General features: G+C 43.0%; 20 protein-coding genes. 6 read left to right on the top strand and 14 right to left on the bottom strand.

The annotated features are described in order from the left end of the window. Positions 1–49 precede the first annotated feature (49 nt). Positions 50–1105, bottom strand: coding sequence for a hypothetical protein (locus CXF86_RS12800; protein WP_102039154.1), 1056 nt, complete (start codon positions 1103–1105; stop codon positions 50–52). Positions 1106–1314: 209 nt separating this feature from the next. On the opposite strand from CXF86_RS12800, the gene CXF86_RS12795 reads away from it, so the two are divergent. After that, positions 1315–2301, top strand: a complete 987-nt coding sequence (locus CXF86_RS12795; RefSeq protein WP_102039153.1) for an alpha/beta hydrolase — start codon at positions 1315–1317, stop codon at positions 2299–2301. A 5-nt stretch (positions 2302–2306) separates the two neighbouring features. Here the strand turns inward: CXF86_RS12795 and CXF86_RS12790 are convergent, their stop codons facing one another. The 4 genes from CXF86_RS12790 to CXF86_RS12775 form a co-directional block, all read right to left on the bottom strand. Beyond that, the gene (locus CXF86_RS12790; RefSeq protein WP_101090326.1) at positions 2307–2843 is read right to left on the bottom strand and encodes a hypothetical protein; all 537 of its coding nucleotides are present in this window, start codon (positions 2841–2843) and stop codon (positions 2307–2309) included. Positions 2844–3126: 283 nt separating this feature from the next. Further along, positions 3127–3990: a 4-hydroxybenzoate octaprenyltransferase gene (gene ubiA / locus CXF86_RS12785; RefSeq protein WP_101090327.1), complete on the bottom strand. Its 864-nt coding sequence runs from the start codon at positions 3988–3990 to the stop codon at positions 3127–3129. 85 nt (positions 3991–4075) lie between these two features. Then, a complete protein-coding gene (gene uvrD, locus CXF86_RS12780) occupies positions 4076–6241 on the bottom strand; it encodes a DNA helicase II (protein ID WP_101090328.1) in 2166 nt (721 codons plus the stop codon). A 574-nt stretch (positions 6242–6815) separates the two neighbouring features. After that, on the bottom strand, positions 6816–7169 hold the full coding sequence (locus tag CXF86_RS12775; RefSeq protein WP_101090329.1) for a RidA family protein: 354 nt from the start codon (positions 7167–7169) through the stop codon (positions 6816–6818). Between the two features lie 210 nt (positions 7170–7379). On the opposite strand from CXF86_RS12775, the gene CXF86_RS12770 reads away from it, so the two are divergent. Together CXF86_RS12770 and CXF86_RS12765 are read left to right on the top strand one after the other, a co-directional pair. Next, on the top strand, positions 7380–7583 hold the full coding sequence (locus CXF86_RS12770; protein WP_101090330.1) for a hypothetical protein: 204 nt from the start codon (positions 7380–7382) through the stop codon (positions 7581–7583). Between the two features lie 70 nt (positions 7584–7653). Next, entirely contained in the window at positions 7654–9771 is a 2118-nt protein-coding gene (locus CXF86_RS12765) for a putative bifunctional diguanylate cyclase/phosphodiesterase (protein WP_257985343.1), read from the top strand. Here the strand turns inward: CXF86_RS12765 and CXF86_RS12760 are convergent. The 4 genes from CXF86_RS12760 to CXF86_RS12745 all read right to left on the bottom strand — a co-directional run bounded on the left by CXF86_RS12760 (position 9755) and on the right by CXF86_RS12745 (position 12797). After that, positions 9755–10168: an NUDIX hydrolase gene (locus CXF86_RS12760; protein WP_102039152.1), complete on the bottom strand. Its 414-nt coding sequence runs from the start codon at positions 10166–10168 to the stop codon at positions 9755–9757. The genes CXF86_RS12765 and CXF86_RS12760 overlap by 17 nt on opposite strands. 240 nt (positions 10169–10408) lie before the next feature. Then, positions 10409–11350 (bottom strand): SPFH domain-containing protein, encoded by a 942-nt coding sequence (locus CXF86_RS12755; RefSeq protein WP_101090332.1) that lies wholly within the window; start codon positions 11348–11350, stop codon positions 10409–10411. Beyond that, positions 11350–12279, bottom strand: coding sequence for an SPFH domain-containing protein (locus CXF86_RS12750; RefSeq protein ID WP_101090333.1), 930 nt, complete (start codon positions 12277–12279; stop codon positions 11350–11352). Before CXF86_RS12750 ends, CXF86_RS12755 begins: the two co-directional genes overlap by 1 nt. A gap of 41 nt (positions 12280–12320) precedes the next feature. Then, entirely contained in the window at positions 12321–12797 is a 477-nt protein-coding gene (locus CXF86_RS12745) for an NfeD family protein (RefSeq protein WP_101090334.1), read from the bottom strand. Between the two features lie 438 nt (positions 12798–13235). Here CXF86_RS12745 and CXF86_RS12740 point away from each other — a divergent pair, with 438 nt between their 5' ends. Next, a complete protein-coding gene (locus tag CXF86_RS12740; RefSeq protein ID WP_102039151.1) occupies positions 13236–13988 on the top strand; it encodes an outer membrane protein OmpK in 753 nt (250 codons plus the stop codon). Between the two features lie 95 nt (positions 13989–14083). On the opposite strand, the gene udp is transcribed toward CXF86_RS12740, so the two are convergent. After that, positions 14084–14842: a uridine phosphorylase gene (udp, locus tag CXF86_RS12735; protein WP_101090336.1), complete on the bottom strand. Its 759-nt coding sequence runs from the start codon at positions 14840–14842 to the stop codon at positions 14084–14086. 390 nt (positions 14843–15232) lie between these two features. On the opposite strand from udp, the gene CXF86_RS12730 reads away from it, so the two are divergent. Then, a complete protein-coding gene (locus tag CXF86_RS12730) occupies positions 15233–15448 on the top strand; it encodes an HP1242/YdcH family protein (protein ID WP_101090337.1) in 216 nt (71 codons plus the stop codon). Positions 15449–15496: 48 nt separating this feature from the next. On the opposite strand, the gene CXF86_RS12725 is transcribed toward CXF86_RS12730, so the two are convergent. Next, positions 15497–15955, bottom strand: coding sequence for a hypothetical protein (locus CXF86_RS12725; RefSeq protein WP_101090338.1), 459 nt, complete (start codon positions 15953–15955; stop codon positions 15497–15499). Positions 15956–16166: 211 nt separating this feature from the next. Between CXF86_RS12725 and CXF86_RS12720 the strand changes: the two genes are divergently transcribed. Next, entirely contained in the window at positions 16167–17003 is an 837-nt protein-coding gene (locus CXF86_RS12720) for a mechanosensitive ion channel family protein (protein ID WP_101090339.1), read from the top strand. Positions 17004–17041: 38 nt separating this feature from the next. Here the strand turns inward: CXF86_RS12720 and CXF86_RS12715 are convergent, their stop codons facing one another. The 3 genes from CXF86_RS12715 to CXF86_RS12705 all read right to left on the bottom strand — a co-directional run bounded on the left by CXF86_RS12715 (position 17042) and on the right by CXF86_RS12705 (position 18938). Further along, positions 17042–17926, bottom strand: coding sequence for a radical SAM protein (locus CXF86_RS12715; protein ID WP_101090383.1), 885 nt, complete (start codon positions 17924–17926; stop codon positions 17042–17044). A 227-nt stretch (positions 17927–18153) separates the two neighbouring features. After that, positions 18154–18471, bottom strand: coding sequence for a putative quinol monooxygenase (locus CXF86_RS12710; RefSeq protein WP_102039150.1), 318 nt, complete (start codon positions 18469–18471; stop codon positions 18154–18156). Continuing rightward, positions 18453–18938, bottom strand: coding sequence for a GNAT family N-acetyltransferase (locus CXF86_RS12705; protein WP_101090341.1), 486 nt, complete (start codon positions 18936–18938; stop codon positions 18453–18455). Before CXF86_RS12705 ends, CXF86_RS12710 begins: the two co-directional genes overlap by 19 nt. Positions 18939–19043: the final 105 nt, after the last annotated feature.

Here is a 19043-nt window from a genome sequence, read left to right as displayed (position 1 = left end):
TAGTGACTAGGTCGGCAGGATCTCAAGCTGCTACCTAGTCGATGTTGTGCTAAACCGCAGCAGTCAACACCTGTTGTTGCTCACTCTCCTTCATCCGTAACTGTTGCGCTAAAGCTTCGGGATCGCTTACGACTAAGTACAGCTGTTCAATTTTTTCAGGTAATTGCCCAAGTGCACCAAAGTATGTCTGTGGCTGGCTAAATTGAAGCTTTATATTGGCATTTACACCTCGACCAAAACACAGTAACTCTTCTGCTGAGCCATTATTGTTCAACGCACTGCTCTTGTCCCACGTTCCAACTTCCAGCTCTGCTATCTCGGCAATGTTGACGGTTAAAAAGCCCCACATACTATTATTGATCACTAACTTATCTTGCTGAACATATAATGAGTAATGCTTTGATACTCTATAGTTAGCGGTCACAAACACCACACTATAAGCAATAATACTGGTGACGATGATCGCCACTAATTCACTCCATAGGCTTAACAACATGAAGCAGACTGTCGACATCGCCAATGTTCCCAGCAACATCAACAACCACATCCAAGTCTTGCCAGATAATAGCTCAATGGCGTTATCACTAGAGACATGCTGACGACTAAACCAAGGAATAGCGTAATACCAACTTGCCGGCTCTGATGCTAATACCAGTGCTAACGAGCGCTTCTTGTCGTCCTCATCTTGATACTTATCAACGATATGCACTCTAGGATCTCCCTTCATATTGCGGGCTTGCCATAATCCCTTAGCGATACTGGCCATTAAGTAGAGTTCTATCAGCAACAACACCGCAATAATCGGGTACCTAAACCACATGATAAATTCGAAATAGCTGGCCACTTCAGCAGGAAAACTCAATCGTGCCATTAAGCCACTAAGACTGAAGATAAGCAGTAGTTTCCACGCTTTTTGCTTACCTGCCTTAATGATCCAAACCCAATATAGAATCGGCAGCAGCACAAAATATACGGCGGCAATAACACCCAATATGGCTATCTCTGTGTCATTGATCAGCGACTCGGGTAAAAGGTTAAACCCCAAAACGTAGCTAGCGATTGCGGTTAGCAAAAAACTCAGCCTTAACTTAACACTGCGACGCATACGGGCTCCTCGTTACAATTAATCAACATGATAGCCTACAAGTAAAACTCAGAGTTTAATAGTGCAATGACCTTCCACCAACCGGATTAATTGAAAGCTAATGTTAAACCTAAGTCACTATTAAATAGTTAAGCCTCAGCGTATGCTGACTGACCTGATTATCCAACGTATACAAGGTATTTAGTTACCTACTTTCCAGGATGAAATTTATGTCTCGCACTTTAACCTCTTTTCTCTCTTCGGCATTTTTATTATTCCCTTCATGGTTTTCACGATATGTACTCAGTGCCATTGGAGTCATTATTTGCATCGCCAACAGTCACAACGCTATTGCTGCGCAGCAAACTGACGCCAGCCCCTTTAACATTCCTCGTACTCAAACGATTCAGCTCGATGATGCAGATAGGGCCTACGACCTCTTTATTAAATTGCCAAAAGGCTACAACTCAGACGCGAATCAACACAGCCACTACCCAGTGATCTATATTACCGATGCCATGTATGCTTTTCAGATAATCTCTGGTGCAACGCGATATCCAATGAACTCAAATGCGATGCAGCAGGCCATTTTAGTTGGTGTATCGTGGCAAAAGGGCCTTCGCGGTGATAAAAGCCGAGTTCGAAATTACACCCCTTCCGTTGATAAGAGCTGGAAAAAACAGACGGGAGGCGCTGATCGCTATGTCGCCTTTCTGCAGCAAAAAGTACTGCCTTATATACAACAACACTTTAGGACAGAACCGAGCCAACGCACTTATGTCGGTAACTCTTTAGGTGGGCTATTGGGTGCCTATATACTGCTAGAGCAGCCAGAAATGTTTAGCAACTACGTATTAGGTAGTCCATCATTTTGGTGGCATAAGCAGATGATTTTTAAGCTTACCCAACAGCGACAAGAAGCATTAAGCAAGATTAAGGCTAATGTCTTTATTGGCATTGGTGAGCTTGAGCATAATGGTAACGGAGGCTTTTCAAATTTTGACATGGTCGGTGATGCGCAGCAGTTTAAGGCCCTGCTCGACAGGACTAATAGCCTCATAAGTGTGAATAGAAGCAGCAATAAAGTGCCAAACAAGACGATAACTAGCAAGCTACTTATCATCAACGACGCCAGCCATGAAACCGCATTTCCTACCAGCGCAATACAGGGGATCTATTGGCTCTTTAATCTAAAAAATGGTGTGAGTTCTAAGTAGAGGCTTTAAACAGCCTCCACATCAAGCGCTTCAATCCTTAAAATGCAGGGTGTTTTTAATGTAATTAAATCATTTTTATATATAAAATCATGTTCATACCAATGTATGTACAAACGTAATTTCGCCTGGTCACCAAACTCATTAGTGTTATAAAAATTGCGATAGCAACGCGTATGCTGCAGATAGCCAGAGTGGTAAAGTTTCAGTATACGTTCGCCAATATGAATCTCTCTAAAGTCGACGCCATAAGCGGAATTGTGCGGAAAATGATAGCGTCCATAATGGTAGCTGCCATCGAGAACTTCAATATTTTGGCCTTTGTTCAATAACAAACTTAACTGCAAGGCATCCACGCGACTGGTTAGGCATAAGCCACTGATCACTACGCAGCTCAAGACCGCAAAAATCCACCGTATAGCCCCCTGAGGTTTAAATAAACATACCGATAGCCAGATGACTAAAATTGAAATGGCCACCATCAGTAATGCCAACTCGTAATCAGCCCACTGGCTAGCATCGAATGTCGTTACCCAATATGACATAACCTATCCTCCATACAAACAACTCCCTTTGCTTGTTACGATTACGTCGATGTAGCCAATTTCATAGGCCTTTATCCTGAAAAAACACTTATGACGACCCTAATCAGTCCTAAAGAGTTCATCGACTATCGGTAAGTATAGACAGGAATAGTGACCATCTAATGGCATTTACTTAGAAATGTATTGTAAGGAAGACAAAAGCCGCATATAAAAAAACGCCTCCATTAGAAGACGTTTATTTTGATGATGGTATCGCTACCCAACACGAGTAACCGTTGTGGACTTATAACACTAAATAATCTAATCCCAGTGCGACAAAAAGTGTCAGTCCAGCCCAGTTATTATTTAAAAATGCCTTGAAGCAAGCAGCTCGTTCTCGGCCATAAATCAATTTTTGCTGATAAAGCCCAAAACCAATAAACGCCAAAATACCTAAGCTAAAAATTTCACCTCGAGCGGCGATAACACCGGCGATAATAAAGCAGATGAGTGCAGCGACCTGAAAGGCAGCAATGATCTGTCGATCATATTGTCCGAATAAAATGGCCGTCGATTTAATGCCCACTTTTAAGTCGTCATCACGATCAACCATGGCATACATGGTGTCGTAGGCTACCGTCCAACACCAATTGGCCGCAAATAGCCACCATGCTTCAACGGGCACAGTGCCAGTTTGTGCAGCATAAGCCATCGGAATAGACCAACTCCACACGGTGCCCAAAAACATCTGTGGCATATTGGTGTAGCGTTTGGTAAAGGGGTAAAGAATGGTAAGAATAATACCGACGACAGAAAGTTTGACCACCAGCGGATTTAATAACAACACCAAGCCAAATGCAAAAAGTGCCATCGCCAGAAACAATAAAAGTGCTTCTTTACTGCTGATCTCGCCACTTGCTAATGGTCGAGACTGAGTCCGTTCCACGTGAGCATCGAGGTTTCTGTCAGCGTAATCGTTTATCACACAACCACAAGCGCGCATCACAACAACACCTATGACAAAAATAACCAAAACTTTTATGTCTGGCATCCCGCCTGCAGCAAGCATCAATGCCATTAAGCAGGGCCACAATAGCAGCAAGGTGCCAATAGGACGATCTAAGCGACTGAGCCGCATGTAGACATCCAATTTATCCCTAAAATTCATTTTATTAGGCTCTCCTAAAACGTCTTCAGCCTTTAATTCATACCCATCCTACCTGAAGATTCAGGATCCAGTGGGAATAGCGTTATTACACTTTTTCTAAGCGTGCATAAGCGATCACTAACCACTTACTGCCAACGTCTAAAAAGTTAACCTGAATTCGAGCTTGAGCACCGCTACCTTCGTAGTTAGTCACCGTGCCGGCGCCAAATTTAGGATGACTGACGTTTTGTCCAATTTTAAACCCTGACTCGTTAAACGAATCATCTTGCTTACTAAAGCGAGTACTGATCGCTGGCGCAGACACTTGTGTGCGCATGCGGATCTCTTGTACATATTGCTCAGGGATCTCTTTAACAAATCGAGACGGCCTAGCAAAGCTTTCTCGACCATAAATACGACGAGACTCGGCATAGGTAATATAGAGCTTTTGCATTGCACGGGTCATGCCCACATAACAGAGGCGTCGCTCTTCATCGAGTCGATCCCCTTCATCAATCGCCATTTGGCTAGGGAACAAGCCCTCTTCCACACCCGACATAAACACCATTGGGAATTCAAGACCTTTGGCAGAATGCAATGTCATTAACTGCACTGCATCGGTAAACTCATCAGCTTGCCCTTCACCCGCTTCAAGCGCCGCGTGAGATAAAAAGGCATTAAGCTCGCCCATATCTTCGAGCTCTTCTGGCATCACAAAGCTACGCGCTGCAGTCACTAACTCCTCTAAGTTCTCTACTCGAGCTCTGGCTTTTTCGCCTTTTTCAGTTTCATACATCAACTTAAGGCCAGACTCTTTGATCACATGATCTGTGCGTCGGTGTAATGACAAATCTTCAGTGTCGATTCTCAAAGCCACAATCAAATCCATAAAGCCACGCACTGCATTTGCAGCCCGGCCACTGAGCACTTTCTCCTCAAGTAAGCGCATACAAGTGTCCCACAAGGTGAGCTCTTGCTGGCGAGCGGTGGTGCGCATGATCTCTAATGTTCGACCACCGATACCGCGGGCAGGCGTGTTAACCACTCGCTCAAATGCAGCATCATCATTTTTATTATTGATGAGGCGCAGATACCCCATAGCGTCTTTAATCTCTTGGCGATCGAAGAATCGTAGGCCGCCATAAATACGGTAAGCGACCCCTTTATGCAGTAACGCTTCCTCAAGAACACGGGATTGGGCGTTAGAGCGGTATAAAATAGCGCAATCTTCTAACTTGCCCCCTTCATCTTGCCAGTCGCTAATACGGCCAACAATAAACCGCGCTTCGTCCATTTCATTAAAGGCACAATAAAGCCCTATTGGCTCACCGTCTTTATCGTCAGTCCACAGCTTTTTACCCATACGATCGGGGTTGTTAGCAATAAGCTCATTGGACGCTTTAAGGATATTACCGGTAGAGCGATAGTTCTGCTCTAGACGAATAGTTTGTGCTGCTGGGAAATCGCCTAAAAACTTATGCAAATTCTCAACTTGAGCACCACGCCAACCATAAATGGATTGGTCATCATCACCCACTATCATCACATTTGCGGTTGACCCCGCGAGTACCCGGATCCATGCATATTGAATGGCGTTAGTATCTTGAAACTCATCCACCAAAATATGTTTGAATCGGTCTTGATAGTGGTCAAGAATATGCGGTTTGTTAAGCCAAAGCTCGTGAGCTCGTAATAAGATCTCAGCAAAATCTACCAAACCAGCACGATCGCAAGAATCTTGATAAACCTGATAAATTTTAAGTAGGTTTTGCTCTATCGGAAAGCCGCCCGCATCGATGTGGGCCGGCCTTAGTCCCAGATCTTTTTTGCCGTTGATATAACCTTGAGCTTGTCTTGGGGGATATTGTTTCTCATCCAAGTGAAGACTTTTTAGAATACGTTTGATTAGCCGCAGTTGATCGTCAGAATCTAAAATTTGGAAACTCTGCGGTAAATTGGCGTCTTTATAATGTGTACGCAGTAGGCGATGGGCTAACCCGTGGAATGTACCAATCCACATGCGGCTCATATTACCACCAGCCACTTTTTCTACTCGTTCACGCATCTCCTTGGCTGCCTTGTTGGTAAAGGTCACCGCTAAAATTGCATAAGGGCTTTGCTGTTCAACCTGCATTAACCAAGCGATTCTGTGTGTTAACACACGAGTTTTACCGCTACCGGCGCCAGCCAAAACTAACATACTGGATTGCGGAGCGCCTACGGCATCACGCTGCTTGTCATTTAGGCCGTCGAGTAAAGAAGATACGTCCATTATTGCCTCCAAAAAATCAAGCTGGCAGTATAACAGAACCTCGATCCCATTAACGAGTGAAAGCTTAGACGTGTCATCGAGATGGTAAATAAAACCAGACTTAATCCTGGTCATCTCAACGCGGGAGTATTATACCAATTGCATTAAGTATTTGACCCATTCAGAGCGCCTCAGACTTTTCAATTCAAGGCGCATTAGTGAAGAAATGGTTATTCCCTTTTGAGCCAATGCAAAGCAGAAGTGGAAAGTCTGAGTAGCTCACGTAGTGCGGCCGACGTTTAAAGCAAATGGCAAAGCCCTTTAAGCTTCGTTGTGGGCTTTGGATATACGACTAAATGGTCTATTTTGTTTCATACAACATAAGACATTCCCACCCTCCTTGGCGGTCAGATTCAGGAGGTACGAGTCCACGGATGGACGAAGGTAGAATAATGTAGGAGCAATTATCGAGAGTCATGCATGGAGCAATTACCGAGGATGCCAGAGCCGAGAATAACTATTAGCTTCAATCCCCCATCTTACCTACAGGGCTTTGAATTCCCGCTGAATGATCAAACTTTTAATGCAATTGATATTAGGCCCTTTCAGCAGCCACTATCGATATTTCCACCAATAAGGCTTCGCGTGCCATTTTAGCGGCGACACAAGCGCGAGCTGGCGCTTGGCCTGCCGGCACCCAAGCATCCCAAACCGCATTCATTTCGGCAAAGTACTGCATGTCTTTAACGTAAATGGTCGCTGACAAGATATGTTCTTTGTCACTACCCGCTTGCGCTAACAATGCATCCACTTTATCTAACATTGAGCTGGTTTGCTCCGTGATCCCTTGCTCAGCATCCTTACAGACCTGACCACATAGATAAATAGTACCGTTATGCTTAACAATTCGGCTCATGCGACTACCGGTTTCAATTCTTTCAATACTCATATTCAGCTCAACTCCAGTTAAATAGCTTATGTTCAAATCATAGACAATATTCTAGCGAACTAATGTAAATTTACTAGTAAAAAACACTTGTTTTTCATATAGATATTTCATTGAACAATTGCTTATTTCCTGTTTCACTAATTCGATCCTATACTTAACCGAGTAAGACAAGTGATCACGGACTGATTTCTTATATTTTAAAGGACTAAAATGACCTCTGCAGCTAACGCTAATAATACTTCCCTCACGCTCATGCTGACTCACTTAATTCGGTGTTTAGTTGTGCTTGGTGATATTCAAAATACTTTATTAACTCCCTCCCCCCAAAAGCCTCCCCTCCAAGGCATTTTAGGTTGGTTTGGTGATCGCGTTGATTTCCTCAATATTCAGCAGCTCTTAAAAAAGCGGCGGTAAAACTCCAGCATTCTCCTTGATTATCTTTCAAGCAAAATGCCGTTTTTACAACTCAAGTTAGGAAGTGCGTATGCTAACAATGAAACAAAACACACTAAAACCTTGGCAGGTAGCCTTATTGGTCACCACCGTAATGTCACTCTGTTTGGCTGTTCTTATCTTTCTCACTAGGCCAACACAAGATCAGACTCTTTTATTTACGGTGACGCTATTCAGCCTCGCTAACATCTCAATACTCAGCGTGAGTCTATTTCAGTTATCGGCAATCACTCCACGAATACGCCATCTGACTCGTTGTGTGCAACGTTGGTCAAATGGGGATCTGAATACTCGAAATAAGATGGGTGAACGTGGCGAATTAGGAGAGTTAGAAGCCGAACTCAACCACATGTTTAGCCGCTTACAAGAGAGTTCCGCACTAGCAGAAGAAAATCAAAAATCCATACTCAGTAAAAATTATCTTCTCTCTGCCATTTTAAATTCAGCCGCTGCGGCTATTTATGGCGTCGATGAGAATGGTCGTTGTATATTTGCCAATCCTCAATGCGTAAAGCTACTGGGTTATCGCAGTGAAGAGCAGTTAATAGCCTGCAATATGCGCAGCCTAGTTCATCAAAACCCTGATGATGAGCGAGTAATAATGAGTTCAATTTCAGAACAAGAGAATCGTGATATCCACCTAAAAGAAGACCACTTTTGGCGAGCCGATGGCAGTAGCTTTCCCGTCGAATACTGGTCTCACCCAATGACGTTTAACAACGACAAGATGGGTGCGGTCATCTCCTTCCATGACAATAGTGAACGCCTAGAAGCCGAAGCCTTAATTCGCCATCAAGCACATTATGACGCGTTAACCGACCTGCCCAACCGATTCCTCGCCCTTAGACGTTTAGAGCAATTGGTAGAATCAACGGAACACAGCGGAAAGATGCTAGCAGTTATTTTTCTTGATTTAGATGATTTCAAAAAAATTAATGATTCATTAGGCCATGAGGCGGGCGATCAATTACTTATTACTGCCGCCGAACGATTGACGAAAGCAACACGAAAAGAAGATACCGTTGGCCGTTTAGGTGGAGACGAATTCATTATTTTACTCGATGGGCTATCCAGTGCAGATGACGCTCAGCCTCTAGCCGAAAATCTGATTGGCGGCTTTCGAAAGCCTTTCTATATCGCTAATCGTCAACTTATTCTGACTGCCAGTATCGGCATTGCTATCTACCCAAATGATGGCGAAACGCCATCAGAGCTGCTCAGAAATGCAGATTCTGCGATGTACCATACCAAGAGTATTGGTCGTAATACATATTCATACTTCACTCATGCGATGAACAAAGAGGTTTCTCGTCGATTAGCCATTGAGGAGCAGATCCACGGTGCACTAGAACGAGGAGAACTGCAGGTTCATTACCAAATTCAGCTCGACATCAGAGACGGCAGCATCATGGGTGCAGAGGCCTTACTCAGATGGGACAACCCGGTTCTGGGCAGCGTATCTCCCGCCGAATTCATCCCGATTGCCGAACAAACGGGGGTCATAGAACCGATGGGAGAGTTTATTCTTCATCGCGCCTTGAGGGCAGCGCAAACATGGCAGAAAACCTTTAATGACCATTTCAGGATCGCGATTAATCTGTCACCCAGACAGTTTAGAAATCCAAACTTGGTGCAGATCATTACTGATAGTGTAAACCAGCTAGGTATGCGCCCTGAAGACTTAGAGCTGGAGATCACTGAAGGGGTGTTGTTAAGTGGTCATGCTTATACCCTTGATGCATTAATGGCACTAAGCAAAGCCGGTTTTTGTATCTCTATGGATGATTTTGGTACTGGCTACTCTTCACTCAGCTATCTGCGTACGTATCCATTCCAAATCCTCAAAATTGATCGTAGCTTTATCAAAGATATGAACACTGATGACACTAGCAAAGAGTTAATTATTGCGACTATTGAGATGGCGCACGCGCTTGGGATCAGAGTGATTGCCGAAGGTGTAGAAACTCAAGAACAACTCGACGAGTTGAGCTTTATGATGTGCGATTATGCTCAAGGATTTTTAATCAGTAAGCCCGTGGTGTTTGATGATTTACTGAAGATAGGCGAACATTATAAAAGGAGTGCTCAAATTGAGTTTAAACCCCATATCGAAAGAGTAGAAGATAAACCCATTAAAACTTACGGCTAATCACTATTCCGTTAAATTCTATGCAATCAACTACTCTCGTTCTCTGTACTGCAGAAAGCGAAGAGATGGGCATGAATTCATATTCTGAATGTTCATCACTCAATTTTATTTCATCAAATTCATTCATCTCACATTTAAACAGAAAAGCTTGGGAATTATAGGCACTGTGATAATAAACCCCCGTCAAACAACTAATGTTGACGGTGAACCCTAGCTCCTCATGACATTCTCGAATAAGCGCTTGATGAATTGTCTCTGCGGGCTCTAACGCCCCACCAGGCAAGCCCCATGACAGTGCTCCATACGTTGCCTTTAGCAATAAGACTTCAGCCTCATGAGGGCCTTCTCGTAATATAACAGCGTGGCAACTTAGCCTAAACTTATCTTCAAAAGCCATACAATCTACCCGATTTTAAAGGTGTGTTGACCGCCATTTTACTCCGAGCAAAGACAGATATAGATATAGACGCTAAGCTCAACTTACGGCGTGACATGCTATCCCCATGGCATTAAATATTTAGCCATCTACATTTGGCCCACTCAATTAAGCGTAAATATCAGACAAAAAAATGCTAGATTCCATTGGGGAAACTAGCATCTTTAGTGGATAGCTTAAAGCTTGAATAAACGAAAATTATTAGTTTTCCGTCTTCGACTCCTCTAAGCCTATACTGTTCATCCAGTGATCAAAATCCATCAGATTACCTGGTAAAACAACCTTACTCTTACTAGAGCTAAGCCCATCCATCTGCTTTAGGTATTGTGCCCCTAGCTGCATCCGCACCACATTCTTACCACCGGGAGCAGAGATTACCGCCGCCATGCGTTCAATCGATTCGGCTGTAGCGCGGGCAATAGTTAGGATCTCTTCACCTTTACCTTCCGCTTCATTGATCCGGCGCTGCATCTCACCTTCTGAGTGGTTAATTGTCTCGGCCTTTACACCTTCAGAGCGATTAATCTTACTTTGCTTATCACCTTCACTCTTTGCTAGCAGTGCACGCTTCTCACGTTCGGCATTAACCTGCATCTCCATCGCATTTTTTACTGTTTCAGGCGGAGTGATGTTTTTAATTTCGTAACGGTGAACACGGATCCCCCACATGGCACCCGCCTGATCAAGCACCTCAACCACTTTGGCGCTAATCACATCGCGCTCTTCAAATGTACGGTCAAGATCAAGCGTACCAATCACCGAGCGAGTCGTGGTTTGTGCCAACTGAATTGCCGCAAATCGATAATCTACTACGCCATAACTCGCCTTTACCGGATCGATAACCGAAATATAGATAACACCATCGACTTCAACATTGACCTCATCACATGAAAAACACTCCTGCGGTGGAACATCAATAGTTTCTTCTTTAAGGTCATGGATGTAAGACACTTTATCAACAAACGGCACCAATGCATGGAAACCTGCATCTAGCGTCAAATGATATTTGCCGAGGCGTTCGACAATGTAAGCTGATTTAGTTGGCACCAATCGAATAGATTGAAATAACTTAATCACGAAGACCGCAAAAATAAGTCCCCAAATTGCCATAACAATCAAATCAGTATTAATTCCAGCAATCATTAGCGTGCTCCTTTTACTGAATTGGCAGACACGGCATGAGTCACTTGCTCCATACCCTCGAAAAACCCTTCTAGCTTAGCCAATTCCGCTGGTACAATTGAGACATCGGCCTCATGCAACACCTTGCCAATTTGGTTGATGAACTGTTCTTTCAACTGCATATTCATCGCTTCATTACCGCCATCTAGTGCTAGTGCAGCCGAAACAAGTTCCATCCCTTCTGTTTTCGCTTTAGCAATAATAGTGATCTCTTGCCCCATGCCTTTTGCTTCGTTAATACGACGCTGTTTTTCACCTTCTGAGAAATTAATCGCCTCCTGACGCTCACCTTGAGATAGGTTTATCATCGCGGCCTTTTCGGCGTTAGCCAAAGTGATTTCAGCGCGCTTACGACGCTCAGCCTCCATCTGTTTTTCTAGCGTATGGATCACTTTTCGAGACGGAGTGATATTCTTAATTTCATAACGAAGTACTTTTATCCCCCAAGGGTCAGAGGCTTTATCAATTTCGCGTACAATAGATTCGTTAAGACTATCTCGCTCTGAGAATGTCTGGCTTAAGCTCAATTTACCGATTTCAGATCGCATTGTGGTTTGCGCTAAATTGACCGCAGCACGGCGATAATCCTCAATGCCGTAGCTAGCAAGCTTACCGTCCATCACTTTTAGGTAGACCAGACCATCAACTTCAAGCTGAGTATTATCTTTTGAGATACAGCTTTGCGGCGGTACATCGAGTACCTGCTCGCGGATCTCATGTTTATAAGCAACGCGGTCAAAAAATGGGATTAAAAAATGAAAACCCGGCTGTAATACAGCACGGAATTTACCTAAGCGCTCAATAACATTGACTTCGCGCATAGGGACAATGAGTAACAACTTATAAAGAATGAAAAAAACAAACAAAACAAACAGTGTAAATATAAACATGTATAGATCCCTTCCCTAATATTGACAGTGTAACGACTAATTTATTTCGCTAAATCTTCATTTTTGTCTGCTAGAGGTTCGACGACTAACGCGATATTGTCTCTACAGATCACCCGAACTTGAGAACCAGCAACAATTTCACTGCCATCTCCCAATGCGGGCCATTCACTTCCTTGAAATTCAATACGGCCCGTTTTCTGTGCTGGCCCAATGGTCTGCTTAACGGTAGCAAGTTGATTGTAGAGATCGAGTTCTTCATCTGTATTATCGACATGTGCATCGCCACCCACAAGCTTTTGCGTGACTTGTCTAAACAGCAGCATAAACACCATAGATGTAATGAACCAAAGTGTAAGACTTTGAACAATACCTTCAACCAACCCAGTCGCTAATCCTCCAGCAACCACTAAACACGCTGCACCTAGGAGAATAACAATACCACCGGGTAAAATAATCTCCGCTAACATCAGAAATAAGCCTATACAGGCCCAGATCAAAATAGGATTTGATAACTCCATATTTCCCCCTGAAATGAAAGAGTCCTTATATCGACTATATCAGCTGTCTGTTTCTATTGCGACATAATATGTCACCGTCATTAACAGAGAGATTCAGTATAGGCGATGATAATTTGTAACTTCAACGCTTGAGTGTAACAGTAAACACTTGAATAAAAACATGTTAATATGGAACGTCAGCGCGATTGCGTTACACCATCGCCCAACACAACTTTAAGCACCATAGGCTTTTACAGCAAAATATTTACAATCTAGTGCAAGAAAGCGTAACAAACCCTTTGAACATTACTAACTTTCAGCCTATATTCCTCGCCATTGAAACGACTAAATAACGCGCGTTTCAACTTAGCTTTTGCCCTTATATATTGAATACACCATAGAGTGTAAATATTGCATACATAATAAGCAGCGTTAGCTGCATTAAAAAAAGGTTTTAAGATGAACAAGAAATGGCTATGCCTAGCGCTATTAGTGAGTCCAACTGCAATGGCTGACAGCATGATTAACTGGTGGGACGCGAGTGTAACCGCGCTTTACGGTGATAATTATGATTTAGCACCCTCTGAGTCACAAACAACATTTACCTTTGAGACCGCGGGTGACTGGAAGTATGGTGACTGGTTTGCTTTCCAAGATGTTATCTACTTTAACGGCTCAAATGCTGGCAAAGACAGCACCACCTATGGCGAGATATCTACGCGCTTGAGTGCGAGCAAGATCCTAGGTAAAAAAGTGGCAATGGGCCCGATTACCGACCTATCTGCTGCATTTACCTTCGAAGAGGGTGAAGGCCCAGTAAAGAGCTTTTTATATGGTGTTGGTATGGATCTTAATGTTCCCTACTTTAGTTATTTCCAACTCAATACTTATCGCAGACATGCCACGGGTAGTGGCAATATTAGTGATGGCTGGCAGTTAACCCCAGTATTTAGAATGGACTTCCCCGTCGGTGACTCTAATATCGTATTTGATGGTTTCTTTGACTGGGTGTTTGCCACAGATGAAGATGCATATGAGACTAACTTCCACTTCAACCCACAGCTAAAGTATGATCTGGGCGCCGTTGTTCTCGGTGAACATAAGAAGAATAAGCTGTTTGTCGGTATCGAATATGATTACTGGAAAAACAAGTATGGCGTTGATGGTATCGATCAGAACACTTACTCTGTGATCGCTAAGTACCACTTCTAAGCAAGCTTTAACGCCAGTTCATGGCATAAAAAAAAGGCGCATTATGCGCCTTTTTTATTCCCTAATAGACCCCTCTTATAGGGAATACTTTCCCATTATGCCAGCAGTTTTTTCGCTGCTGCAACAACGATAGAAACAGCACTAACTTCTGTTTTCTTCATTGTAACTTCATCTGGGATCTCTTGTTGTGTACGGTTAACAATAACACCTGCAACACAAGCTGCGCGCCAGCCTTGCGAAGCACACATAGTAAACAGAGTAGAAGACTCCATTTCGTAGTTCAGCACACCAAGATCTTGCCACTCTTGCATAGACCCTTTGAACTGACGCGTAATGCGGCCTGAAACCGTATCGTAACGCTCTTGTCCTGGGTAAAAAGTATCTGATGAAGCTGTGATCCCGATATGAGGTTCTAGACCTGCATCGCGACATGCTTCAACCATAGCCGTTGTACATTCAAAGTTTGCAACGGCAGGGAACTCCATAGGTGCAAAATGTAAACTTGCACCATCTAAGCGAACAGACGCTTGAGTGACAATAACATCACCAACATTGACCTGTGGTTGAATAGCGCCAGTAGTACCTACACGTAAGAAGGTACGAACGCCCAACTGAGCAAGTTCTTCAACCGCAATAGAAGTTGAAGGCCCGCCAATTCCTGTTGAACATACAACAACTGGCTTACCGTCAATATATGCTAGATAACTTGTGTACTCGCGATGACTCGCTAGAAATGTCGCATTGTCCATTAACTCGGCAATACGCTTAACGCGCTCAGGATCACCAGGCACAATCGCCAAGCTAGCACCATCCAACATTTCTTTGGTTAAGCCTAAATGAAATACATCAGACATTGTGAAAACCCCTTTCAATTTTGATTATAAAATTCTTAATAAATCGACTTTAACCTAGTATCGGCCGCGATAAGGTTAACCCGATCACACTTTTTCTGCCAAGAGTAAATGAATTGTCGTAATCTAGTTACCAAAACAATATTTATAGAAGTGATAGAAATATAGCAGCTGCACTACAGAGTGCCAGTTGATATCCACCCGCAAACTCTCGGCGTAAAAACCAGCCAGTAAAACAATTAAAAACAATCACTTAACAAATTTCAACTCAAGATCTAAATACAAAATTACAGAACGAGATCTAGCTCACAACTTGCTCAAAATAAACGCGCTAGTTTAAAGTTGAACCAGAAAAATATATCAGAAAAATATATCAGAAAAAGGACAGCCTGCATGTTTCCAGAATATAGAGAATTAATCAGTCAACTTAAGACTTCAGATACTCATTTCCAGAAAAAGTTTAACAAACACAATCAACTCGATGAAGAGATTAAAAATCTGGAGTTACACGATGCTAGCGATTTCACCCCTGAAGTGCATGAGCTAAAACTCAAGAAGTTGCATTTAAAAGAGGAGATATACGATATTTTGAAGGGACATTCTGCTTAACCATTAGCAAACTAAAAAAAGGCGCTTATAGCGCCTTTTTTAATACGTTTATTTTAACGCCTCTAACAATGACTCTGCGGAGTCAAAATAGCTTATTTGAGTAATTTTGTTATCGCTAATTTGAATCAGAGTCACTTGATCTTTCTGAGCAGGTAAGGCTTTGGTGATCTCACCGTCTCGATCGAGCGCCACTCGATAAGCAAATTGCTTAAACTGTGGGATCGCAACAAAGCGGGCAATAAGCGAAGGCATACCACTAATATCGGCAACATAAGCCAAATCACCCTTTTTATACAGCTCAGGTTGCTCCTCTAACGCTGTTTGAATGAGTGTGCCACCATCCATGCTACGACTGAATAGAACGTGCTTGATAGTGCTATCAATCGCATAGTCAGCTTCATATTGGTCTTGAAGTTTTAAGGTTTCCATTGGGTCACCAACAACATACGTATTTGCCCATACTGGCGTGACAAGCAAACTACATAGAATCAGAATAATTGCTTTCATTGTTGATCTCATTAATTAGAATTAGCCTTGAGAATAACCTATTCTTGTTGATGTCACAGAACGTTCACTGCAAACCATGATCGTCTTCACGGATCGTAAAATAGCTATTTGAAAGTTGCAAAGATAGTATCTTCAACGTAAATAGCAAGTTACAAAACAGTTTAACTTCAGTAAGCTGCCAAGTGAAAATGTTGTATTAAAGGACAAATCAATGAACGAACCCGGTTTAGATCAAGAGATAGCTCAATTGCAAAATGCCTATGGCATGATCACTGAGTTTATCGTGCAATATAGCTTTAGTCTCTTAGGTGCCGCGCTGATTTTTCTCGTCGGCTTATGGATTGCAGCTAAAGCCTCTAATCTTGTCACCCGTCTTTTCGAAAAGCATAACATAGACGTTACCCTCAGCAATTTCACCAGCAATTTTGTGCGCATTCTAGTGATCTTATTGGTGGGTGTTATCGCGCTAGGGAAGCTCGGTATTAGCGTGACCCCGATGGTCGCCGCCATTGGTGCCGCATCCTTAGGTGCAGGTCTCGCATTACAAGGCATGCTAGCCAACTATGCCGCGGGTATTACGATTATTGTGACTCGCCCTTTCATTGTAGGAAACACCATTGAAGTTAAAGGGGTTAGTGGCTTAGTTAAAGATATCCACTTAGGCATGACCGTGTTAACTAACGAAGAGGGAGAACAGATTAACGTTCCTAATAAGCATATTGTTGGAGAAGTACTGCACAACTCCTTTGCCAATAAATTAGTCGAAACAGAACTCAATATTAGTTATCAATCAGATCCCGACGCCGTCGTCGCCATACTATCGAAAGTACTGACGGATAGCCCTCATGTCAGTAATGGCGAACATGCACAAGTTGGGATAAATGATTTTAATAGCATCGGCATTGAAATTGGCATCCGTTATTGGGTCGCCACCGAGAGTTACTTTCAAGATAAGTACCAAACAAATTCCAGCTTAATAAAGGCGCTAAAACAGGCCAAAATAGAGATCCCGTGCCCAGTGAGAGAGATCCATATTCAACAGCCTTAACATACTTTGTCATCGGCGTAGCATTGGCTGCGCCGCGGTTACAAACCTCTCTGCCACTCTTGCCGTAATTGAATGCGTTCAGGTGTATTCACCGCCGCCTCGACTTGGCTTAATAACGCTAGCTTATCTTTGCCAAGAACACCTTTCAGCACCAAGTAATTGGAGGCATGATCTGAGCGGAAAATTGTTTTGTTTAGCTCTAAATTACTGAGTAGTACTCGCATCTCTTCAAATAACTGTAATTGATTCGGCAGCTGAAAATGCCCGTCAAACGCCTCATCCATCCGCTCTGTTCCTAGTGGTAAAGTCACCACTAACGTTGACAGAAATTCTGGCTGTGCTTCATTCATTAATTTGGCAGATTGCTGCGCGTGCTGCACTGACAGCGACACCCCACCTAATCCATTTAAGATCATTACCGACGATTTTATACCAGCCGCTTTTATCTTCTGTAAAGCAGCCAATGAAGAGGCAAATGTTTCACCCTTTTTGATTCGTCGCAAAACTTCGTCATCACCACTTTCGCAACCGATATAGAGTAAGCTTAACCCCAGCTCCTTTAACCGCTGTAACTGCTCCGGTGTTTTATTATTGATGTTTCGAGGCAGACAATAGCTACTGATCCGAGTCACTGCGGGGAGATGTTTTTTTATCAACAAACAAATCTCTTCCAGCCTGGAGAAAGGAAGTGTCATCGCATCACCATCGGCTAAAAACACCCGAGATATATGTGCCTTTGAGCTGGACACAGCAACAATATCTTGTTCGACTTTATCTATTTTTTGCGCCCGAAAGCGTTTTTGGTTAGCGGTGTACATATCGCAAAAACTGCATTGGTTCCAACTGCAGCCATTGGTCACTTGCAGAATTAATGATTTCCACTCCGATGGTGGACGAAATACAGGTTCAATATAATTTAGCACTGTAAACCTTTGCTGATTAAATAATGGCTGTATAAAGTTGAACACTTTTATCGCTAAAAAACTACCTTTATTAGCCGTGTAACATGCTTAGAGGGGAGCTAATCGTGGGTTGGACACCATGATCTTGGAGAGGTGTTAAACCTATATTGAAGTGCAGTAAAAACAGACTCGTTAATGCGGTTATAACCTTAAAGGTGCACCTAGTGCACCTTTAAAACATAAGTAAGTTAAACGATAACTTGGTGATAGGTCTCAACATGGTGAGATGCAACCAGCTCAGGCATGATGTGATGAAAGTAATGTTGAATAGCCTCTTTCTCACAATGACTATTAAATGCCGCTTCATCGACAAATTTTTCCACAAAAGTCACTTTATCGGCATTATCACGGCTAAGATTAAGCTCATAACGAATACAACCATTCTCACGGCGAGTATCGGCGATAAGCGCTGACAAAGCTTCAACTAACCCAGCTATTTTCCCAGGCTTGGCGGTAAACGTCGCCACACATACTAACTGCTGAGTATTCACTTTGTAATCTGACATTTTTTTCCTTCACTCTTCAAGGTTAACAACATATCGAGATGTGGGATCCCATCTTCCAAATACATTTCAGATACAGGCTCAAATCCCAGCTTTTGATAAAAACCTTTTAAGTGCTCCTGCCCACCTAACTGAATATTATGCTTCGGCCATTTTCTCAGCGAAATAGAGATCGCTTTTTGCATTAAGATATGGGCAATCCCACCACCTCTTGCTGCCTCCGACACGATCACTCGGCCAATACTGGCGTCAGGATAACTCACCCCTGGAGCAAGCACTCTCGCATAAGCTTGGATCGTACCTTGCTCGTCAACCCCCAGTAAATGTTGGGTCTGGCTTTGCCTGTCTTTATTATCCAGCTCCGGATACGGACAGTTTTGTTCCACCACAAATACATCTACTCTTAACTTGAGTAGCTCATATAATTCATTCAGCGTGAGCTCTGAAAAAGCTAGCGATTTCCACAACAAAAGTCTCTCTCCATAGCAACGAGTCAGTGCTGCAGTCTAGCACTTCAAATCAACAAATACAGGTAGATAATTTTCAGCAAGAAGGGTTGGCTATTGTGAAGATAA

Source organism: Shewanella sp. GutCb (assembly GCF_002836135.1).
Lineage (GTDB): Bacteria > Pseudomonadota > Gammaproteobacteria > Enterobacterales > Shewanellaceae > Shewanella.
This window is presented reverse-complemented; position numbering and strand designations above follow the sequence as displayed.

Coding starts and splice junctions, on each gene's coding strand:
- CXF86_RS12775 (WP_101090329.1), bottom strand. CDS start 7,169: ATGAGTATTGAAAGAATTGAAACCGGTAGTCGCATGAGCCGAATTGTT.
- CXF86_RS12710 (WP_102039150.1), bottom strand. CDS start 18,471: ATGTCAGATTACAAAGTGAATACTCAGCAGTTAGTATGTGTGGCGACG.
- CXF86_RS12765 (WP_257985343.1), top strand. CDS start 7,654: ATGCTAACAATGAAACAAAACACACTAAAACCTTGGCAGGTAGCCTTA.
- CXF86_RS12730 (WP_101090337.1), top strand. CDS start 15,233: ATGTTTCCAGAATATAGAGAATTAATCAGTCAACTTAAGACTTCAGAT.
- CXF86_RS12790 (WP_101090326.1), bottom strand. CDS start 2,843: ATGTCATATTGGGTAACGACATTCGATGCTAGCCAGTGGGCTGATTAC.
- CXF86_RS12800 (WP_102039154.1), bottom strand. CDS start 1,105: ATGCGTCGCAGTGTTAAGTTAAGGCTGAGTTTTTTGCTAACCGCAATC.
- CXF86_RS12740 (WP_102039151.1), top strand. CDS start 13,236: ATGAACAAGAAATGGCTATGCCTAGCGCTATTAGTGAGTCCAACTGCA.
- CXF86_RS12795 (WP_102039153.1), top strand. CDS start 1,315: ATGTCTCGCACTTTAACCTCTTTTCTCTCTTCGGCATTTTTATTATTC.
- ubiA (WP_101090327.1), bottom strand. CDS start 3,990: ATGAATTTTAGGGATAAATTGGATGTCTACATGCGGCTCAGTCGCTTA.
- CXF86_RS12760 (WP_102039152.1), bottom strand. CDS start 10,168: ATGGCTTTTGAAGATAAGTTTAGGCTAAGTTGCCACGCTGTTATATTA.
- CXF86_RS12770 (WP_101090330.1), top strand. CDS start 7,380: ATGACCTCTGCAGCTAACGCTAATAATACTTCCCTCACGCTCATGCTG.
- uvrD (WP_101090328.1), bottom strand. CDS start 6,241: ATGGACGTATCTTCTTTACTCGACGGCCTAAATGACAAGCAGCGTGAT.
- CXF86_RS12720 (WP_101090339.1), top strand. CDS start 16,167: ATGAACGAACCCGGTTTAGATCAAGAGATAGCTCAATTGCAAAATGCC.
- CXF86_RS12745 (WP_101090334.1), bottom strand. CDS start 12,797: ATGGAGTTATCAAATCCTATTTTGATCTGGGCCTGTATAGGCTTATTT.
- udp (WP_101090336.1), bottom strand. CDS start 14,842: ATGTCTGATGTATTTCATTTAGGCTTAACCAAAGAAATGTTGGATGGT.
- CXF86_RS12750 (WP_101090333.1), bottom strand. CDS start 12,279: ATGTTTATATTTACACTGTTTGTTTTGTTTGTTTTTTTCATTCTTTAT.
- CXF86_RS12725 (WP_101090338.1), bottom strand. CDS start 15,955: ATGAAAGCAATTATTCTGATTCTATGTAGTTTGCTTGTCACGCCAGTA.
- CXF86_RS12755 (WP_101090332.1), bottom strand. CDS start 11,350: ATGATTGCTGGAATTAATACTGATTTGATTGTTATGGCAATTTGGGGA.